Below are 16,117 nucleotides of genomic sequence, written 5' to 3' on the forward strand. Positions count from 1 at the left end.
TCTGCAGGCGAGCCACTAGTATCCAGCTCCCGATTGTCGACCCTGAGAGCCCCCATGAGCTGCTGGCCCGATTCGCGTTTCACCGATCTGCTGGGTATCGCCCACCCCCTGATTCAGGCACCGATGCTGGGCGCTGGCGCCGTTATCATGATCGGCGTGGCACAGGCCGGGGGGCTGGCCTCACTGGCCTGTGCCACGTTGAGCCTGGAGGCCATCCGCAGCGAGGTGGCAACCTTTCGGGCTGCCTGCGACCAGCCGCTCAACCTGAACTTTTTCTGCCATCAGCCTCCGGAGTACGACGAGGCTGCCATCGAGCAGTGGAAGTCGCTGTTCAAGGCCTATTACAGCGAGCTCGGCGCCGATTATGACGCGCCCACTCCGATATCCAGCCGCGCCCCTTTCGATGAAGCCACCTGCGCCCTGGTTGAGGAATTGCGCCCCGAAGTGGTGAGTTTTCACTTTGCCCTGCCGGCACCGGAGTTTGTGGCCAGGGTCAAGGCCTGTGGGGCCAGGGTGCTCAGTTCGGCCACGACGGTTGACGAGGCGCAATGGCTGGAACACCACGGCTGTGACGCAATTATCGCCATGGGCTATGAAGCGGGCGGTCATCGGGCGATGTTCCTGCATCGTGAGCTGACCACGCAAATCGGCACCTTCGCTCTGGTGCCGCAAATCGTCGATGCCGTGTCAGTGCCGGTGATTGCTGCAGGCGGCATCGCCGATGCGCGAGGGATCGCGGCGGCGTTTGCACTTGGCGCCAGTGCCGTGCAAATCGGCACTGCTTACCTGTTTTGCCCTGAAGCAAAGCTGGCCAGGGCTCATCACCGTGCGTTGCGCGAGGCTCAGGCCAGTGATACCGCGCTGACCAATCTGTTTACCGGGCGGCCAGCACGGGGCATCGTCAATCGGGTCATGCGCGAACTGGGCCCGATCAACTCCCAGGCGCCAGCCTTTCCGTTGGCCGGTGGTGTGCTGCTGCCGCTCAAGGCCAAGTCCGGGGCTGACAGCGGCGACTTTATCAACCTGTGGGCGGGCCAGGCTTTCCCCCTGAGCCCCGGGCGCATGGCCGAGCTGACGTCGTATGAGCTGACACGCAAATTTATCGACGATTATGCCGCCCGCTCTACATGCCTATAGCAATTTTGCCCGGCATGGCTGGCGGTGCGAATCAGCAACATGATTGCACCTGCCACCGGCAGGCTTACCAGCAGTAATGCATAGCGCAGCGATTCGATACCGAAAGCCGGCTGCAGGGCATCGCTGAGCAAACCGGCCAGCAACGGCCCCAGGCCAATCCCCAGCAGGGTCGAAATAATGGTCTGCAAGGCCATCGCCGTACCCCGGCGGTTGGCCGGGACCAGTTGGGTGATCAGATTGAACGACGGCGCCACCCACCACACCGAAAAAAAGCTGTAGAGCGCGCACAGCAGCATCGCACTGGGCACCGGTACGCTGCCCACCTGCAGCCACACTGTGTTTGGCCACAGCAGGTAGGCGAACAGCGCACTGAGCGCTGTCACATGCCCTATGACCGGAATGCCCACTTGCCAGTGCGGGTTGCGCCGGGTCAGGTGGTCACTCAGCCAGCCGCTGAACAAGGCGCCGATCCCGGCAAAGCCGCCACAGATAAAACCCGCCAGCAACCCGGCATGTTGCAGTGACAAACCGTGGGAGCGCACCAGAAAGCTGGTGTTCCACATGCCGATTGCATACGAGCCCAGGGTGGTCAAACCACCCGCCATCACCAGGCAACGGTAAGCGGGCAGGGCCCAGAGTTTGCGTGCCTCGCTGCCCATGCTCTGCAGGGGGTGGGCCGCGTGGGCGCTGGCCAGGTCCCAGCGGCCACGCGCCGGGTCCTTCACCACAAAGGCCAGCAGCGTGGAGAACATCAGCGCCGGCATGCCGATCACGATAAACGCGGTGCGCCAGCCATAGTGCTCAACCACCCAGGCGCCAAGGCTGAGGCCGATCACTGCGGAGAAGGTCGGTGCCGCCGTGAAGCAACTGATGGCAAACGATCGGCGATGGGGCGGGTAGAGGTCGGCAATGATCGACATCGATGTCGAGGTGGTCGGCGACTCGCTCACCGCCACAGCCATGCGTGCCAGGGCGAGCATCCAGAAGCTCACTGCCAGCCCGCACAACATGGTTGCCACGGCCCACAGCAAACAGGCGATGGCCAATAAGCGGGTGCGTACCATACGGTCGGCCAGGCGACCGGCAGGCAGGGCAAGCAGGGCGAATACCGCGGCAAAGGCCAGGCCGGAAATCAGCCCCATCGCTGTGTCACTGACGCCGAACTCGGCTTTGATCGGCTCAATCATCACTGCCAGAATCTGGCGCCCGACAAAGTTGTCGGCAAACACCGCTGCCAGCAATAACAGCAAAGCATGGCTGCGCCAGCCGACATGAGTGTTGGACATGGTGGGTTTCCTGTGAGGTAAAAACGCCGAAGGCGCTGACCCGGTCAGCGCCTCCGTCAAGGTGCGACGCCTCAGGCCCGCTGGCGCGCCAGGGTCATGGCGGTGTCTTCGATCATGTCTTCCTGGCCGCCAACCATGCCGCGGCGACCCATCTCCACCAGAATCTCCCGTGCTGGCACGCCGTACTTTTTCTCGGCGCGCTTGGCAAACAGCAGGAACGAGCCATACACCCCGGCGTAGCCCATGGTCAGGGCATCGCGGTCGCTGCGGATCGGGAAGTCCATGATCGGCACCACCAGATCCTCGGCCACGTCCTGAATGCCAAACACACTGACCCCGGTTTCTATACCCATGCGGTCGCAAACGGCCACCAGGATTTCCATCGGCGTATTCCCCGCACCCGCGCCGAGCCCGGCCGCTGCAGCGTCGATGCGGGTGGCTCCGGCCTCGATGGCCGCGATGGAGTTGGACACGCCCATCGACAGGTTGTGATGGCCGTGAAAGCCGATCTCGGTGTCCGGGTGCAGGGCCGCACGCAGGGCTGCAACCCGCGCCTTGATATCGTGTGGCAGCATGTAGCCGGCCGAATCGGTGAGGTACACGCAGTTGGCGCCGAAGCTCTCCATCAACTTGCCCTGTTTGACCAGCCCCTCGGGACTGTTCATATGGGCCATCATCAAGAAACCCACGGTGTCCATGCCCAGCTTGCGGGCATAGGAGATGTGTTGCTCGGACACGTCCGCCTCGGTGCAATGGGTCGCCACGCGGATGGTATTGACCCCCAGTTCATGGGCCATTTGCAGATGGTCCACGGTGCCGATACCCGGCAGCAGCAGGGCTGACACCCTGGCCTTTTTCATCATCGGGATCACGGCCGACAGGTACTGCTCATCGGTGTGCGCCGGGAAGCCGTAGTTCACCGAGCTGCCACCCAGGCCGTCGCCATGGGTGACCTCAATCAGCGGCACGCCGGCTGCGTCCAGGCCGCAGGCGATGTCTTTCATCTGCTGCAGGCTGATCTGGTGACGCTTGGGGTGCATGCCGTCGCGCAGGCACATGTCATGCACGGTAATTTTTTTGCCGCGAAGATCCATGATCGGCTCCTTAAGCGAGGGCAGGTTGGGGGGCTGATGCCTTGAGTTGCAGCTCGCCCTTGAGGATTTCCTCGGCGAACATCTCGGCGGTGCGGGCGGCCGCGGCGGTCATGATGTCCAGGTTGCCGGCGTACTTGGGCAAGTAGTCGCCCAGGCCTTCGACCTCCATGAAAATCGAGACCCGGTTGCCGTCAAACACCGGGCCGTTGACCAGCTTGTAGCCGGGCACATACTGCTGCACCTGCTCGATCATGCTGGCGATGGCCAGGCTGATAGCGGCTTGATCCGGTTCGGTTTCAGTCAGGCAATGCACGGTATCGCGCATGATCAGCGGCGGCTCGGCGGGGTTGACGATAATGATCGCCTTGCCCTTTTTCGCCCCGCCCACCTGCTCGATGGCACTGGCCGTGGTGCGGGTGAATTCGTCGATATTCTTGCGCGTGCCCGGGCCCACCGATTTGGACGCGGCAGTGGCGACGATTTCAGCGTAAGCCACCGGCTGGACGCTGGACACGGCCGCCACCAGCGGAATGGTCGCCTGGCCGCCGCAGGTGACCATATTGACGTTCATGGCGCCGCGCTTGAGGTTGGCCTTGAGGTTGACCGGCGGCACGCAATACGGGCCAATGGCAGCCGGTGTCAGGTCGATCATCAGCACGCCCAGCTCGTTGAGCTTGCGGCTGTTTTCAGCATGGACATAAGCCGAGGTGGCATCGAAGGCGATCTGGATATTGTCTGCCAGCACGTGCGGCAACAGACCGTCGACCCCGTCACTGGTGGTCTTCAGGCCCATCTCGCGGGCGCGGCTCAGGCCTTCGGAGGTGGCATCGATGCCCACCATCCACACAGGCTCCAGCACTTCGCTGCGCAGCAGCTTGTAAAGCAGATCGGTGCCGATATTGCCCGGCCCGATCAGGGCACATTTGATCTTTTTGCTCATGGCTAAGGTCTCGAAGGGGGGTTAGGGCACAAAACGCAGGTTGGCAGAGCCCAGGCCGCTGAGAGTCAGGCTGACCTCATCGCCGGGTTGTACCGGAACCAGCGGCGCCAGTGCGCCGGAAAGGATGATTTCGCCCTTGCGAAACGGGATGTCGAACTTGCCCAGGGTATTGGCCAGCCAGGCCACGGCCTCACAGGGGTGGCCCTGTACCGCCGAGCCAAAACCATGACCGGCAGGCTGGCCGTTTTTCAGCAAGTGCAACTCGACCTTGGCCAGATCCAGCTCGCGCGGGTTGATGCGCTGTTCGCCCAGGGCGAAAACACCGCAGGAAGCATTGTCGGCCACGGTGTCCTGAATGCGGATTTTCCAGTCGGCAATGCGCGAGTCGACAATTTCGAAACACGGCACCACCCATTGGCTGGCTGCCATTACGTCTTCGGCGGTGATGCCGGGGCCGTGCAGGTCTTCGCCGAGGATAAAGGCGATTTCGCCTTCAGCCCGTGGCTGCACCAGGTGGTGGGCGGCAAAGCTCACATCGCTGTTGTCGGCGACTTGCATGCGGTCGGTCAAGAAGCCGAAATCGGGCTGGTGCACATCAAGCATGTCCTGCACGGCACGGCTGGTAACGCCAATTTTTTTGCCGACCACCTGCTCGCCCAGCGCCTGGCGGCGTTGCAAGAAACGCAGGGAGATGCGGTAGGCCGTGTCCAGGGTCAAATCCGGGTAACGGGCGGTCAATGGCTCAAGGCTGCGCCGCTCCAGCAGGGCGTGAAACAACTCGTCGCCCAGGGCTTCAATCAACTGTGTGTCCATAAATTGGCTCTCGGGAGGCTATGCAGAAAATCCTCTTGTGGGAGCGAGCCTGCTCGCGAAACTTCTTCGCGAGCAGGCTCGCTCCCACGGTTTGATGGTGGCTCAACCCGGCCAGACGCTCGATTCGGCGCCGCCGTCTACTTCCAGGATCTTGCCGGTGACCCAGCGTGAAGCCGGGCTGGCCAGGTACAGCGCTGCAGCCGCGATATCTTCAACTTCGCCCAGGCTTTGCAGCGGCGTGGCCTTGATCATGCCGTCGCGCATGGCCACCGGCAGCACGCCATTGAGGGCGGCAGTCAGTACCGGGCCGGGAGCAATGCCGTTGACCCGTACCTGCGGCGCAAAGTCCTGGGCCAGCAGGCGGGTCATATGGCTCAGCGCCGCCTTGGCGGTGCCGTAGGCGCTGAATTGGGTTTGCGCATAACGCGCCGCGCCCGAGGTGATATTGATGATGTTGCCGCTGCCGGCTTCGCGCATATGCGGCACGCACAGCTGGCTAAGGTGATAGGCCGAAGACACGTTGAAGCGCATGATTTCTTCAAAACGCTCCACGCTCAGGGTCAACGGGTCGTTGGGCCCGGCGCCGCCAGCATTGTTTACCAGGTGGGTGATGCGGCCCATCTGCTCGCGGGCCTGGGTGACCAGAGCGCTGCGCTGTTCGCTGTCATTGACGTCGCAGCTCAGGGCCAGGGCCCGACGGCCGAGGCTGCGTACTTCTTCGGCTACGGCTTCAACGTCGGCCAGGGTGCGGGCAGCCAGAACCACGTCGGCGCCTGCTTCAGCATAGGCCAGGGCGATGCCGCGCCCGATGCCGCGGCCGCCGCCGGTGATCACCGCCACGCTGCCGGTCAGGTTGAAGCGCTGAATAATATTCATAAAAGTCCTTTTCCTTTTTAGGTACAAAGCTAGCGGGGCGCCCACAGGTCGGGCAAGCCGGGATCACTGGCGGCAATCAGGCGCTTGAGCAGCACCTTGAGCGCCTGGGCATCACCGGGAGCGAGACGGGCCGACACGTTCTCTTCCACCGCCTTGGCCAGCGCCACCTGTTGCAGCGAGGCCTCGCGGCCGGTGGCGGTCAGCACATAGCGTGGCGCCTGCTGGCTGCCTTCGAGGGCGACCAGGTTCTGCTTTTCAAGAAAGCGCATGCTTGCCACGCTTACCACATGCCCGGTATAGCTGACGAAGTGATTGATTTCATCCAGGGTCAGGTTGTCGCGAATACACAGCACTGACAGGATAAAAAAGGCATGTTCGTCCAGCTGCTGGTTGCTCAGCAGGCGATGCAGGGCGTCGAGCAGTTGATAATGGGCGCGGCCCAGCAAGTAACCGAGCAGGTCTTCGGTGTAACTGCATTCCGGCGGTGGCGGGGTGGTTGCCAGGCGCAGCTCGCTGCGCGGCTTGCGGGTTGCCAGGGCATATTGGCCACTTTGAAAGGCCAGCGGTGCACGGTCACTGTGATCGAAGGCGAGTACTTCCCCGACGAATATCACATGGTCGCCGCCTTCATACTGAAAAGCCGTGCGGCACTGAAACCTCGCGGTGCAGTCCTGCAACAGCGGCGCGGGGCTGATGCCGTTATCGAGTTCGATTTCGGCAAACTTGTTCTCGCCCTGCATGGCAAAGCGTCCGGACAGCGGCTCCTGCTCTGTCGACAGCACATGCACGTTCCAGTGCGAACCGGCACTGAATACCGGCAGGCTGCGGGCGGACTTGGCCAGGCTCCACAGCACCAGCGGCGGGTTGAGCGATACCGAGTTGAAACTGTTGGCCGTAATGCCAATGGGCGAGCCATCTTCGGCCTGGGTGGTGATGATCGTCACCCCGGTGGTGAAGGTGCCCAGCGCGGTACGGAATGCCTGCGGGTCAAAACTGCTTTGCACTGCCATGACGAACCTCATGGATTGAATTTTCGTGCTGGCAGTATTCCCCTGGCTTGCGGGGGCTACATCGTCTTAATGGACTAACGGATATGGCCGATTATCGTCCGATCGGACGAGGCATTGCGGGGCGCAGTTCGCTAGCGTCGGTTGATCGAACCGGTGTATCAGAGGACTTATCCATGACGTTCAGCAGCACTGCTCCAGAACAGCTGACCAGCCTGTTGGCGGCGCAGAAAAAAGCCTTTGTCGGCGCAGGCCACGTCAGTGCCGAGCTGCGTCGGGAGCGCATCCAGCGGGTGATCGAGTTGCTGGTGCGCTTCCAGCAGCCGCTGGTCGAGGCCATGGATGCCGACTTTGGCGGCAGGCCCCAGGGCTTTTCGTTGATGAATGACGTGCTGGGTTCCCTGGCTTCGCTCAAATACGCCCGCGACCATCTCGAGCACTGGGTTGCAGACGAGCCGCGCCAGGTGTTTGCGCCCTATGACCAGTTGGGCGCCAAGGCCTGGGTGATGCACCAGCCCAAGGGCAGTATCGGCATTCTCGGCACCTGGAATGCGCCGCTGTTCACCTTGCTCAGCCCCTTGGCCTGCGTGCTGGCGGCGGGTAACCGGGCGATTCTCAAGCCCTCTGAAGTGGTGCCGCGTACCGCCGATGTGCTTGCCGGGGCTTTTGCCGAGCTGTTCGATCCGCTGGAAATCGCCGTGGTCACCGGCGACGCCGAACTGGCGCAAGTGTTTACTGCGCAAGCCTTCGACCATCTGGTGTTTACCGGCAGCACTGCGGTGGCCCGCTCGGTGATGCGCAATGCGGCGCAAAACCTGGTGCCGTTGACCCTGGAGCTGGGCGGCAAGTCGCCAGTGATTATTTCCCGTAGTGCCGACCTGGCCAAGACGGCCTTCAGCATTGCCGTGGCCAAGGCCAATAACGGCGGGCAAATCTGCATCAATCCGGACGTGGTGTATGTGCCCCGCGAACAGATGGAAGATTTCCTTGGCCTGCTGGGCGCGGCCTACAGTGAGCTGTTGCCCGCCACCGACGCCAATCCTGACGTGGTTGCGGTGGTCAACGACCGGCATCTGCAGCGTATCGAAGGCTATGTGCAGGACGCCCGCCAGCGTGGCGCGCGTGTCGAGCGCTTCCCTAGGGCTCTTGAGGTCGACGCGCTCACACGCAGGCGACCGTTGCAGGTGGTGATCAATCCGCCCCGCGACAGCCTGATCCTGCAAGAAGAAATTTTCGGTCCGGCACTGGTGCTGTTGCCCTATGAGCAGCTTGACCGTGCGCTGGCCGATATCCATTCACGCGAGCGCCCGCTGGCGCTGTACTACTTCGGGCAAAGTGAAGAAGAGCAGCGTCATGTGCTGCAAAACACGATTTCCGGTGGGGTCAGCATCAACGACGTGATGATGCATGCGGCTTTGCACGATGCGCCTTTTGGCGGTATTGGCGCCTCGGGCATGGGCCATTACCACGGCCGCGAAGGGTTCCTGGAGTTCAGCCATATGCGCACCGTGTACAAGGCTGCGGCCCACGACCCGCGCCGCGAGTGGGGCCTGTTGCCGCCTTATGGCGAGCACTTTTTACCCGCCATGCAGGCGATGGTCACCGCCGACTGAAACCCGAAATGCCCTTGTGGGAGCGAGCAGGCTCGCTCCCACAAGGGGCGTTGCTCTTTAAATAAAAACAAGATTTGCTCTGGAGATTGACCTTGCAAAACCCTGCCGAAACACCTGAACAATCCACTGGCTGGCCCCGTCGTCACGTCCTCAAAGCGGGCGCCCTAGCCGTGGGTGCCGGGCTGCTGGGGCGTTTTGCCAATGCCGCTGAAGGCACCGCCATTTCGCCCGCCGAGTACCTGGCAATGGATGCCACCGACATGGCCCGCGCCGTACAAAAGGGCGAACTCAGCCCGCACGCTCTGCTGGCAGCGGCCATGGCCCGCTGTGATGCCGTCAACCCCAAGGTCAATGCCGTCAATATGCGCCATGACGACTACGCCCAGGCACTGCTCAAGGCCCGCAGTGCCAGCGGGACTGCGAATACCGGCGCACTGGCCGGGGTGCCGATCCTGATCAAGGACCTCAACACCTACCTGCAAGGTACCCGCACCACCAATGGCAGCAGGTTGTACAAGGACGCGCCACCAGCGCCCCACACCAGTACCCTGATTGACCGTTATCAGGCAGCCGGGGCCGTGCCGTTTGGCAAGACCACCTGCCCGGAATTCGGCCTGACCACCACCACCGAATCCCTGCTGTGGGGCCAGACCCGCAACCCCTGGAACCTGGCCAAAAGCGCCGGCGGCTCGTCCGGCGGAGCTGCTTCGGCGGTTGCCGCAGGTATTGTGCCGGTGGCCCATGCCACCGACGGCGGCGGCTCGATCCGCATTCCGGCGTCTTATTGCGGGCTGGTCGGGCTCAAGCCGACGCGTTACCGCACACCAAGCGGCCCGGGCAAGTACGAGGGCTGGTTCGGGGCCAGCGTGGGCAACGTTGTGTCGCGCAATATGCGCGATATGGCGCTGTTTATGGACGTGGGGCAGGGACATGAGGCGGGCAGCCCGTATTGGGCAAAACCGCTGGTACGTCCTTACGTTGAAGAGCTGCGCACTGCACCGGGCCGTCTGCGTATCGGTGTGGTGCGTGACTCGTTGACCGGCTCGCCGCTGGACCCGGCGGTGGTCAGGGTGCTGGACGACACTGCCAAACGCCTGGCCGCCCAGGGCCATGAAGTTGAAGAATTGCGCCTGAGCATCGACCCACGGCAGTTGTTCGGAGCCCACGGCTCGGTGGTTGGCGATGCCTTGCTGACCATGGTGCACGATCGCGAGCAAGTGCTGGGGCGTAGCGCCACGGCCGATGACTATGAACGCATCACCCAGGTGGTACTGGGCAATGCCCAAAAAGTCACTGGAGAGGGTCTGTACCGGGCGCGGCAGTCGTTCGAAAGTATTGGCGGTTATATGGAAGAGCAGTTCCAGAAGTACGACGTGATCCTGTCGCCGGTAACGGCCAACATTACCCCGGACCTGGGCCTGCTGAGCCTGAACCAGCCGTGGGACAGCTATGCCCACAACGCCATGGGCAGCGCGGCCTTTACCGTGTTGGCCAACGTCAGCGGGCAGCCGGCGCTGTCGTTGCCGGTGGGCATGAGCGACAACGGCCTGCCCATCGGCATGATGTTCACCGCGCCATTGGGCGGTGAAGACGTGTTGCTGCGTTTGGGCGCGCAGATCGAGCAGGATCGGCCTTTTGCGAAGTTGCCGGTGGTTTAAAAAGCGCCCTGACCCTCTCCCTCAGGTAGAGGGGATTGATTGGCGTTTACCCTGCGGCTAGCTCCCTCTGCCTTTGGCAGAGGGTTGGGGTGAGGGCCAGCCTTCACCCGATATCCCGATATCCCGACTAGTCCGCTTTGACGATGATCCACAACCCCGCTGGCGGGATTATTCGTCACACACCGCCCGCGCATTCGCGCAGCGAGAGACTGACGGAGAACACACGGATGGATCAGATACGAGAGAAAAGTCCGATTGAGCTTGAGCTGCTGCAACGCGCGCGCAATTTGATACCTGCGCTTAAAAGCCGTTCAGCCCAGGCGGACAAGGACTGCAAGCTACCTGACGAAACCGTTCGCGAAATGCAGGAAGCCGGGCTGTTTCGTGCCCTGCAACCGAAAAAGTGGGGCGGCCATGAAATCGACTTGCGCACCTTTTTTGAAATCCAGATGACCCTGGCGGAAGGCTGCATGTCCACCGCCTGGGTTTATGGCGTAGTGGGTGTGCATCCGTGGCAACTGGCGCGTTACCCGGTAGAGGCGCAGCGTGATGTGTGGGGCGAGGACAGCTCGGTGCTGGTGGCCTCGACCTATATGCCCGTGGCCAAGGTCACGCCGGTCAAGGGCGGCTATCAGGTCAGCGGGCGCTGGGGCTTCTCCAGTGGCAGCCAGCATGCGCAGTGGTGTCTGCTTGGCGGCATCGTGCCGCAAGATGAAACCGGCCCTACCGAACACGGCACCTTCCTGATCCCGGCCAGCGACTACCGTATCGAGCAGAACTGGGACGTGTTGGGGCTGCGCGGCAGCGGCAGCCACGATATCGTCGTTGAAGACGCTTTTGTTCCGGCCCATCGAGTACAGCGCACCAACAATTACGGCATCGAAGCCACACCGGGGCGGCTGGTCAACACCAACCCGATGTACGCCATCCCGTTTGCCCAGGTGTTTGCCCGTGCCGTCTCTACCTCGGCCCTCGGCGCCCTGCAAGGCGCGATCAACGAGTTCCGTGACAACGCGGCCAAGCACATCGGCAAGCATGGCGCCAAAACCGCCGAAGACCCGGCCGCCCAGGCTGCCGTGGCCGAAGCCATCATCACCGTCGACTCGCTCAAACTGGTGCTGATGCGCAACTACGCCAACCTGATGGCGCTGGCCGCCGCCGGGGAATACCCGGATGTGGAAACCCGCTTGCTGTATCGCTACCAGTCTTCCCATGTGACCAATGTGTGCGCCGACCGGGTCAGTGACCTGCTGCGCTGCATGGCCGCATCGGGCTTGTACAACACCAACCCGGTGGCGCGCTTCTTCCGTGACCTGCATCAGGCTCGCGGGCATATCGCCAATAACGAGGCGGCTTACCGGCGCAGTTACGGCCTGGTGCAATTGGGCCTGCCCAACGCGGATCCGTTTGTGTGATCGGCTGATCTACATCCGGCAAAACACCTCTGACCTCAGCGCAAGGCATAACAATAATGACGGCTCACGATCAGTCTCAGTCCAGCTATGACGTAATTGTTGTCGGCTCCGGCGCCGGCGCCATGACCTCAGCCCTGTTTGCGGCTGATCAGGGCCTGTCGGTCCTGATTGTCGAAAAAAGCGATAAATACGGTGGCACTTCGGCGATTTCCGGTGGCGGTATCTGGATCCCCAACAACCACTACTTTGCCGCGCTCGGCGGGCAGGACAGCCCCGAGCTGTCGATGCAGTACCTCAAGGCGGCCACCGGCGAGCATGGCGACCCGGTGCGCCTGAAGGCGTATCTGGATCACGCCGCGCCGATGATCAAAAAGCTCACTGCCAACAGCCACGTGCGTTATGCGGTGGCCGACAAATACCCCGATTACTACCCGCAACTGCCCGGCGCCTTGCCGGGTGGTCGCACCCTGGACCCGGAGCTGTTCGACACCAGCCTGCTGGCCGAAGAACTGCCCAACCTGCGCAAGCCTTCACCCTCCACCCTGTTGATGGGGCGCATTGCCTGGACGGCCCGCGACGCGCACAAGGCCATGGCGCGCAGCTTTGGCTGGCAATGGCTGATCTTCAAGTTGATGGCGCGCTACAAGCTCGACTTCAAATGGCGGCGCAAAAGCAAGTACGACCGCCGCGCTGCGTTGGGCAGTTCGCTGGTGGCGTCGTTGCGTCGTTCACTGATGGACCGCAACGTGCCGCTGTGGCTCAACACCGACTTTCAGGATGTGGTGCTCGACGGTGACCGGGTGTGCGGCATCAAGGTCGCCACCGGCGGCAAGGTGCTTGAACTCAAGGCCCGTCGCGCCGTGATTTTCGGCTCTGGCGGTTTCGAACAGAACCAGACGCTGCGTGAGAAGTTCCTGCCGCAGCCGACCCGTGCCAGCTGGAGCGCCACGCCACCGGGCAACAATACCGGGGCAGCGCTTGAGGCCGGCATGCACATTGGCGCGGCCACCGCGCTGATGGACTGGGCCTGGTGGGCACCGACCATTGCCGTACCCGGCGAAGAAAAACCCCGCGGGGTGTTTGCCGAACGGGCGTTCCCGGGGGCTATTGTGGTCAACAGCCTGGGTCAGCGCTTCGTCAACGAAGCGGCGCCGTACCTGGAATTCGTCGACGCCATGTATCAGGACAATCGCAAGACTGATGGCCGATCAGTGCCTTCGTGGGTGATCTTCGACGGGCACTTTCGCTTCCACTACGCCATGGGCCCGTTGATGCCGGCCCAGGTGATGCCCGACAGCCGGCTGCGCAAGGAGTGGCTCAACACCGTGTACTGGAAGGCCGACAGCCTTGAAGCCCTGGCCATGCAGATCGGCGTGGATGCGCAGGGGCTGGACAGCACCGTGCAGAAGGTCAATGGCTACGCCCAAACGGGTGTCGACCTGGACTTCGATCGCGGCGGCAACGTCTTCGATCGCTACTACGGCGACAGTAATATCAAACCCAACCCGTGCCTGGCGCCGTTGCGCAAGGGGCCGTACTACGCCATGCGCCTGGATGCCGGTGATATCGGTACCAAGGGCGGGTTACTGACCAACCAGCATGCCCAGGTGGTGCGTGAGGACGGCCAGCCGATCCCCGGCCTGTATGCGATCGGCAATTGCTCGGCATCGGTGATGGGCACCAGCTACCCGGGCGCCGGTGGCACCCTGGGCCCGGCCATGACCTTTGGTTATATCGCCGCCAATCATATCGCCAGCAGCGTGCCGGCTACGGCCAGCAGCAAGGTGCGGGCACTGTCATGAGCCGAGCGCAGCATACGTCCAGCAACAGCAAAATTCTCGCGCCCTTGCAGGCCGAGCGCCTGAGTGCAGGGGACTGGCATGACACCTGTGACGTGCTGGTCATCGGTTGGGGGGCGGCGGGTGCCTGCGCCGCACTGGAGGCCAGCAGCAATGGCGCCAGGGTGATCGTGGCCGACCGCTTTACCGGCGGCGGCGCCAGTGCCAAAAGCGGTGGTGTGGTTTACGCCGGTGGCGGCACCCGGCATCAACAGGCCGCGGGTTACACCGACAGCACCCAAGCGATGTTTGACTACCTCAAGCACGAAACCCAAGGCGTGGTCAGCGACGCAACCCTGCAAAAATTCTGCGATGACAGTGTCAGCAATCTTGACTGGCTTGAAAGCCACGGCGCGCGTTATGCCCATAGCGTGCCGCCGGGAGGGAAGACCTCATACCCGTCCGATGGCCATTTTTTGTATTACTCGGGCAATGAGCTGGTGCCTTCCCATGCTGGCACCCGGCCACCGGCCCCCCGCGGCCATCGTACGGTGGGCAAGGGCCAGTGTGGCGCGGTGCTGTATGGACATCTCAAAGCCGCGTGTCTGCGGGCCGGGGTGCAACCGCTGTTGCAATCGGCGGCACGTCGGCTGGTGGTGGATGCCAGCGGGCGGGTGGTGGGTGCCGAGTTCTGGCGCCTGCCCCAGGGCCGCCGCGAAGCGCGCTTGCATGCACGCCTGGCGGCACGGGCCGAGCGCCTGCAAAACTTCGCCCCCGGTTACTGCGACCGCCTGCGCCTCAAAGTCAGCCAGTTGGAGCGTGACCATGGCCAGCCGTTGCTGATCCGGGCCCGGCGCGCGGTTATCCTCAGCACCGGGGGCTTTATCTTCAATCGCGGGCTGATTCGCGATCATGCGCCCAACTTCAGGCGCAATTTCAAGGTGGGCGCTACCGGTTGCGATGGCAGCGGTCTGCTGCTGGGGCAGTCGGTGGGGGCCCGAAGCGAGCGGTTGAGCCGGGTGTCGGCCTGGCGCTTTATCAACCCGCCACACTGCTGGCCCAAGGGCATTGTGGTCAACAGCAATGGCCAGCGTTTTTGCAACGAAGAAGTCTACGGCGCCACCCTTGGCCAGCCGCTGTGCGATGAGCAGGGCGGGCAGGCGTGGCTGGTGCTGGATGCGCGTTTGCGCAAACAGGCAATCCGTCAGGCGCTGTTCGGTGGCTATTGGTGGTTCCAGAGCCTGCCGGCACTGGCCTTGATGCTGCTCAAGGTGCGCAAGGGTGACAACCCGGACCGGTTGGCCAGCGTTTGCGGCATGCAGGCGGGGGAGCTGAGTGGTGCCCTGCGCGCTTACAACGCCGGTGCCCGGGGCGATGGGCCGGATGCCTTTGGCAAGTCTGAAGGCAGCCGCCAGGTGTTGGATAAGGGGCCGTTTTACGCTTGCGATATCAGCGTCGGTAACCCGATCTTTCCGCTGGGGGCGCTGACCCTGGGCGGGCTTAAAGTTGATGAAAGCAACGGCGCTGTACTCGATACCGATGGCCAGCCGATTGCCGGCCTGTTCAGCGCCGGGCGCACCGCCATCGGTGTGGCGTCGCACCTGTACATCAGCGGCTTGTCCCTGGCCGACTGCGTGTTTTCGGGGCGGCGTGCCGGCCTTGCCGCCTCAGGCAGGAACGAGCCTGGCACAACAATCGCGAGCAGGCTCGCTCCCACAGACAGTGCAAGGGTGACCTTATGAGCGCACGTGTTGCAGGCAAGGTGGCGTTGATTACCGGTGGGGCCAGTGGCGTGGGCAGGGCAACGGCGCTGCTGCTCGCCCGTGAAGGTGCCCGTGTGGTGATCAGCGATATCGATGTGGCAGGTGGCCTGGCCCTGGCTGAAGAGATCGGTGCGCAAGCATTGTTTATTGAGCATGACGCGGGCAGCGAAGCAGATTGGGCGCGGGTGATCGACACCGTTCGCGAGCACCACGGGCGGCTGGATATCCTGTTCAACAACGCCGGGATCCTGCTCAAGGGCGATATTGAAAATACCGCCTATAGTGATTGGCAACGGGTGCAGCGCATCAACTCCGACAGTGTCTTCCTGGGTTGTCGCGCCGCCATAAGCCTGATGAAGGAAAGCGAGGGCGGCTCCATTATCAACATGTCTTCGATTGCGGCGGTGGCCGGACGCGATGATTACGTTGCCTACAGCGCCTCCAAAGGCGCCGTCGCTGCCCTGTCGCGTACCGTGGCGGTGTTGTGCCGCCGGCGCAAATACCGCATTCGCTGCAATTCCCTGCACCCTGACGGCATCCTCACACCGATGACCACCGCGAGCCTGCCCGCCGGGCTCGACCCGTGGAGCCTGACCATCGATGCCGACCCCATGGGACGCATGTGCCTGCCCGAAGATGTCGCCGCCAGCGTACTGTTTTTGGCCAGTGACGAGTCCCGCGCCATCAGTGGTATCGAGCTGCGGATCGACAGCGGCCAGTTTGTGATGAGTATCTGA

The 16,117-nt window shown here is 62.8% G+C and carries 13 protein-coding genes; 7 read left to right on the top strand and 6 right to left on the bottom strand.

The genetic code is table 11. The features are described from left to right. Positions 1 to 54 precede the first annotated feature (54 nt). A complete protein-coding gene (locus tag PPTH39_RS00370; protein ID WP_130871366.1) occupies positions 55 to 1,137 on the top strand; it encodes an NAD(P)H-dependent flavin oxidoreductase in 1,083 nt (360 codons plus the stop codon). On the opposite strand, the gene PPTH39_RS00375 is transcribed toward PPTH39_RS00370, so the two are convergent. The 6 genes from PPTH39_RS00375 to PPTH39_RS00400 form a co-directional block, all read right to left on the bottom strand. Next, positions 1,110 to 2,423, bottom strand: coding sequence for an MFS transporter (locus tag PPTH39_RS00375; protein WP_095000065.1), 1,314 nt, complete (start codon positions 2,421 to 2,423; stop codon positions 1,110 to 1,112). The two genes, PPTH39_RS00370 and PPTH39_RS00375, sit on opposite strands and share 28 nt — an antisense overlap. Positions 2,424 to 2,494: 71 nt before the next feature. After that, entirely contained in the window at positions 2,495 to 3,517 is a 1,023-nt protein-coding gene (dmpG, locus tag PPTH39_RS00380) for a 4-hydroxy-2-oxovalerate aldolase (RefSeq protein ID WP_095018480.1), read from the bottom strand. 10 nt (positions 3,518 to 3,527) lie between these two features. Continuing rightward, complete coding sequence (locus PPTH39_RS00385; protein WP_095000067.1) at positions 3,528 to 4,457, bottom strand: acetaldehyde dehydrogenase (acetylating); 930 nt, start codon at positions 4,455 to 4,457, stop codon at positions 3,528 to 3,530. A 21-nt stretch (positions 4,458 to 4,478) separates the two neighbouring features. Then, positions 4,479 to 5,270, bottom strand: coding sequence for a fumarylacetoacetate hydrolase family protein (locus PPTH39_RS00390; RefSeq protein WP_095000068.1), 792 nt, complete (start codon positions 5,268 to 5,270; stop codon positions 4,479 to 4,481). Positions 5,271 to 5,372: 102 nt separating this feature from the next. Continuing rightward, the gene (locus PPTH39_RS00395) at positions 5,373 to 6,146 is read right to left on the bottom strand and encodes a glucose 1-dehydrogenase (protein ID WP_095000069.1); all 774 of its coding nucleotides are present in this window, start codon (positions 6,144 to 6,146) and stop codon (positions 5,373 to 5,375) included. Positions 6,147 to 6,175: 29 nt separating this feature from the next. Further along, positions 6,176 to 7,156: a flavin reductase family protein gene (locus tag PPTH39_RS00400; RefSeq protein ID WP_095000070.1), complete on the bottom strand. Its 981-nt coding sequence runs from the start codon at positions 7,154 to 7,156 to the stop codon at positions 6,176 to 6,178. Between the two features lie 173 nt (positions 7,157 to 7,329). On the opposite strand from PPTH39_RS00400, the gene PPTH39_RS00405 reads away from it, so the two are divergent. The 6 genes from PPTH39_RS00405 (at position 7,330) to PPTH39_RS00430 (ending at position 16,117) form a co-directional block, all read left to right on the top strand. Beyond that, positions 7,330 to 8,766: a coniferyl aldehyde dehydrogenase gene (locus tag PPTH39_RS00405; protein ID WP_130871367.1), complete on the top strand. Its 1,437-nt coding sequence runs from the start codon at positions 7,330 to 7,332 to the stop codon at positions 8,764 to 8,766. A 92-nt stretch (positions 8,767 to 8,858) separates the two neighbouring features. Beyond that, the gene (locus PPTH39_RS00410; protein ID WP_095032529.1) at positions 8,859 to 10,424 is read left to right on the top strand and encodes an amidase; all 1,566 of its coding nucleotides are present in this window, start codon (positions 8,859 to 8,861) and stop codon (positions 10,422 to 10,424) included. Between the two features lie 227 nt (positions 10,425 to 10,651). Continuing rightward, the gene (locus PPTH39_RS00415) at positions 10,652 to 11,839 is read left to right on the top strand and encodes an acyl-CoA dehydrogenase family protein (protein WP_095000073.1); all 1,188 of its coding nucleotides are present in this window, start codon (positions 10,652 to 10,654) and stop codon (positions 11,837 to 11,839) included. Positions 11,840 to 11,895: 56 nt separating this feature from the next. Continuing rightward, entirely contained in the window at positions 11,896 to 13,641 is a 1,746-nt protein-coding gene (locus tag PPTH39_RS00420) for an FAD-binding protein (RefSeq protein WP_095023322.1), read from the top strand. Further along, positions 13,638 to 15,359, top strand: coding sequence for an FAD-binding protein (locus PPTH39_RS00425; RefSeq protein WP_130871368.1), 1,722 nt, complete (start codon positions 13,638 to 13,640; stop codon positions 15,357 to 15,359). Before PPTH39_RS00420 ends, PPTH39_RS00425 begins: the two co-directional genes overlap by 4 nt. Then, positions 15,356 to 16,117 (top strand): SDR family oxidoreductase, encoded by a 762-nt coding sequence (locus tag PPTH39_RS00430; protein ID WP_130871369.1) that lies wholly within the window; start codon positions 15,356 to 15,358, stop codon positions 16,115 to 16,117. The genes PPTH39_RS00425 and PPTH39_RS00430 overlap by 4 nt, the downstream gene beginning before the upstream one ends.

The organism is Pseudomonas bubulae (assembly GCF_900618535.1).
GTDB lineage: Bacteria > Pseudomonadota > Gammaproteobacteria > Pseudomonadales > Pseudomonadaceae > Aquipseudomonas > Aquipseudomonas bubulae.

Coding starts and splice junctions, on each gene's coding strand:
- PPTH39_RS00420 (WP_095023322.1), top strand. CDS start 11,896: ATGACGGCTCACGATCAGTCTCAGTCCAGCTATGACGTAATTGTTGTC.
- PPTH39_RS00385 (WP_095000067.1), bottom strand. CDS start 4,457: ATGAGCAAAAAGATCAAATGTGCCCTGATCGGGCCGGGCAATATCGGC.
- PPTH39_RS00390 (WP_095000068.1), bottom strand. CDS start 5,270: ATGGACACACAGTTGATTGAAGCCCTGGGCGACGAGTTGTTTCACGCC.
- PPTH39_RS00405 (WP_130871367.1), top strand. CDS start 7,330: ATGACGTTCAGCAGCACTGCTCCAGAACAGCTGACCAGCCTGTTGGCG.
- PPTH39_RS00415 (WP_095000073.1), top strand. CDS start 10,652: ATGGATCAGATACGAGAGAAAAGTCCGATTGAGCTTGAGCTGCTGCAA.
- PPTH39_RS00375 (WP_095000065.1), bottom strand. CDS start 2,423: ATGTCCAACACTCATGTCGGCTGGCGCAGCCATGCTTTGCTGTTATTG.
- PPTH39_RS00370 (WP_130871366.1), top strand. CDS start 55: ATGAGCTGCTGGCCCGATTCGCGTTTCACCGATCTGCTGGGTATCGCC.
- dmpG (WP_095018480.1), bottom strand. CDS start 3,517: ATGGATCTTCGCGGCAAAAAAATTACCGTGCATGACATGTGCCTGCGC.
- PPTH39_RS00400 (WP_095000070.1), bottom strand. CDS start 7,156: ATGGCAGTGCAAAGCAGTTTTGACCCGCAGGCATTCCGTACCGCGCTG.
- PPTH39_RS00395 (WP_095000069.1), bottom strand. CDS start 6,146: ATGAATATTATTCAGCGCTTCAACCTGACCGGCAGCGTGGCGGTGATC.
- PPTH39_RS00425 (WP_130871368.1), top strand. CDS start 13,638: ATGAGCCGAGCGCAGCATACGTCCAGCAACAGCAAAATTCTCGCGCCC.
- PPTH39_RS00430 (WP_130871369.1), top strand. CDS start 15,356: ATGAGCGCACGTGTTGCAGGCAAGGTGGCGTTGATTACCGGTGGGGCC.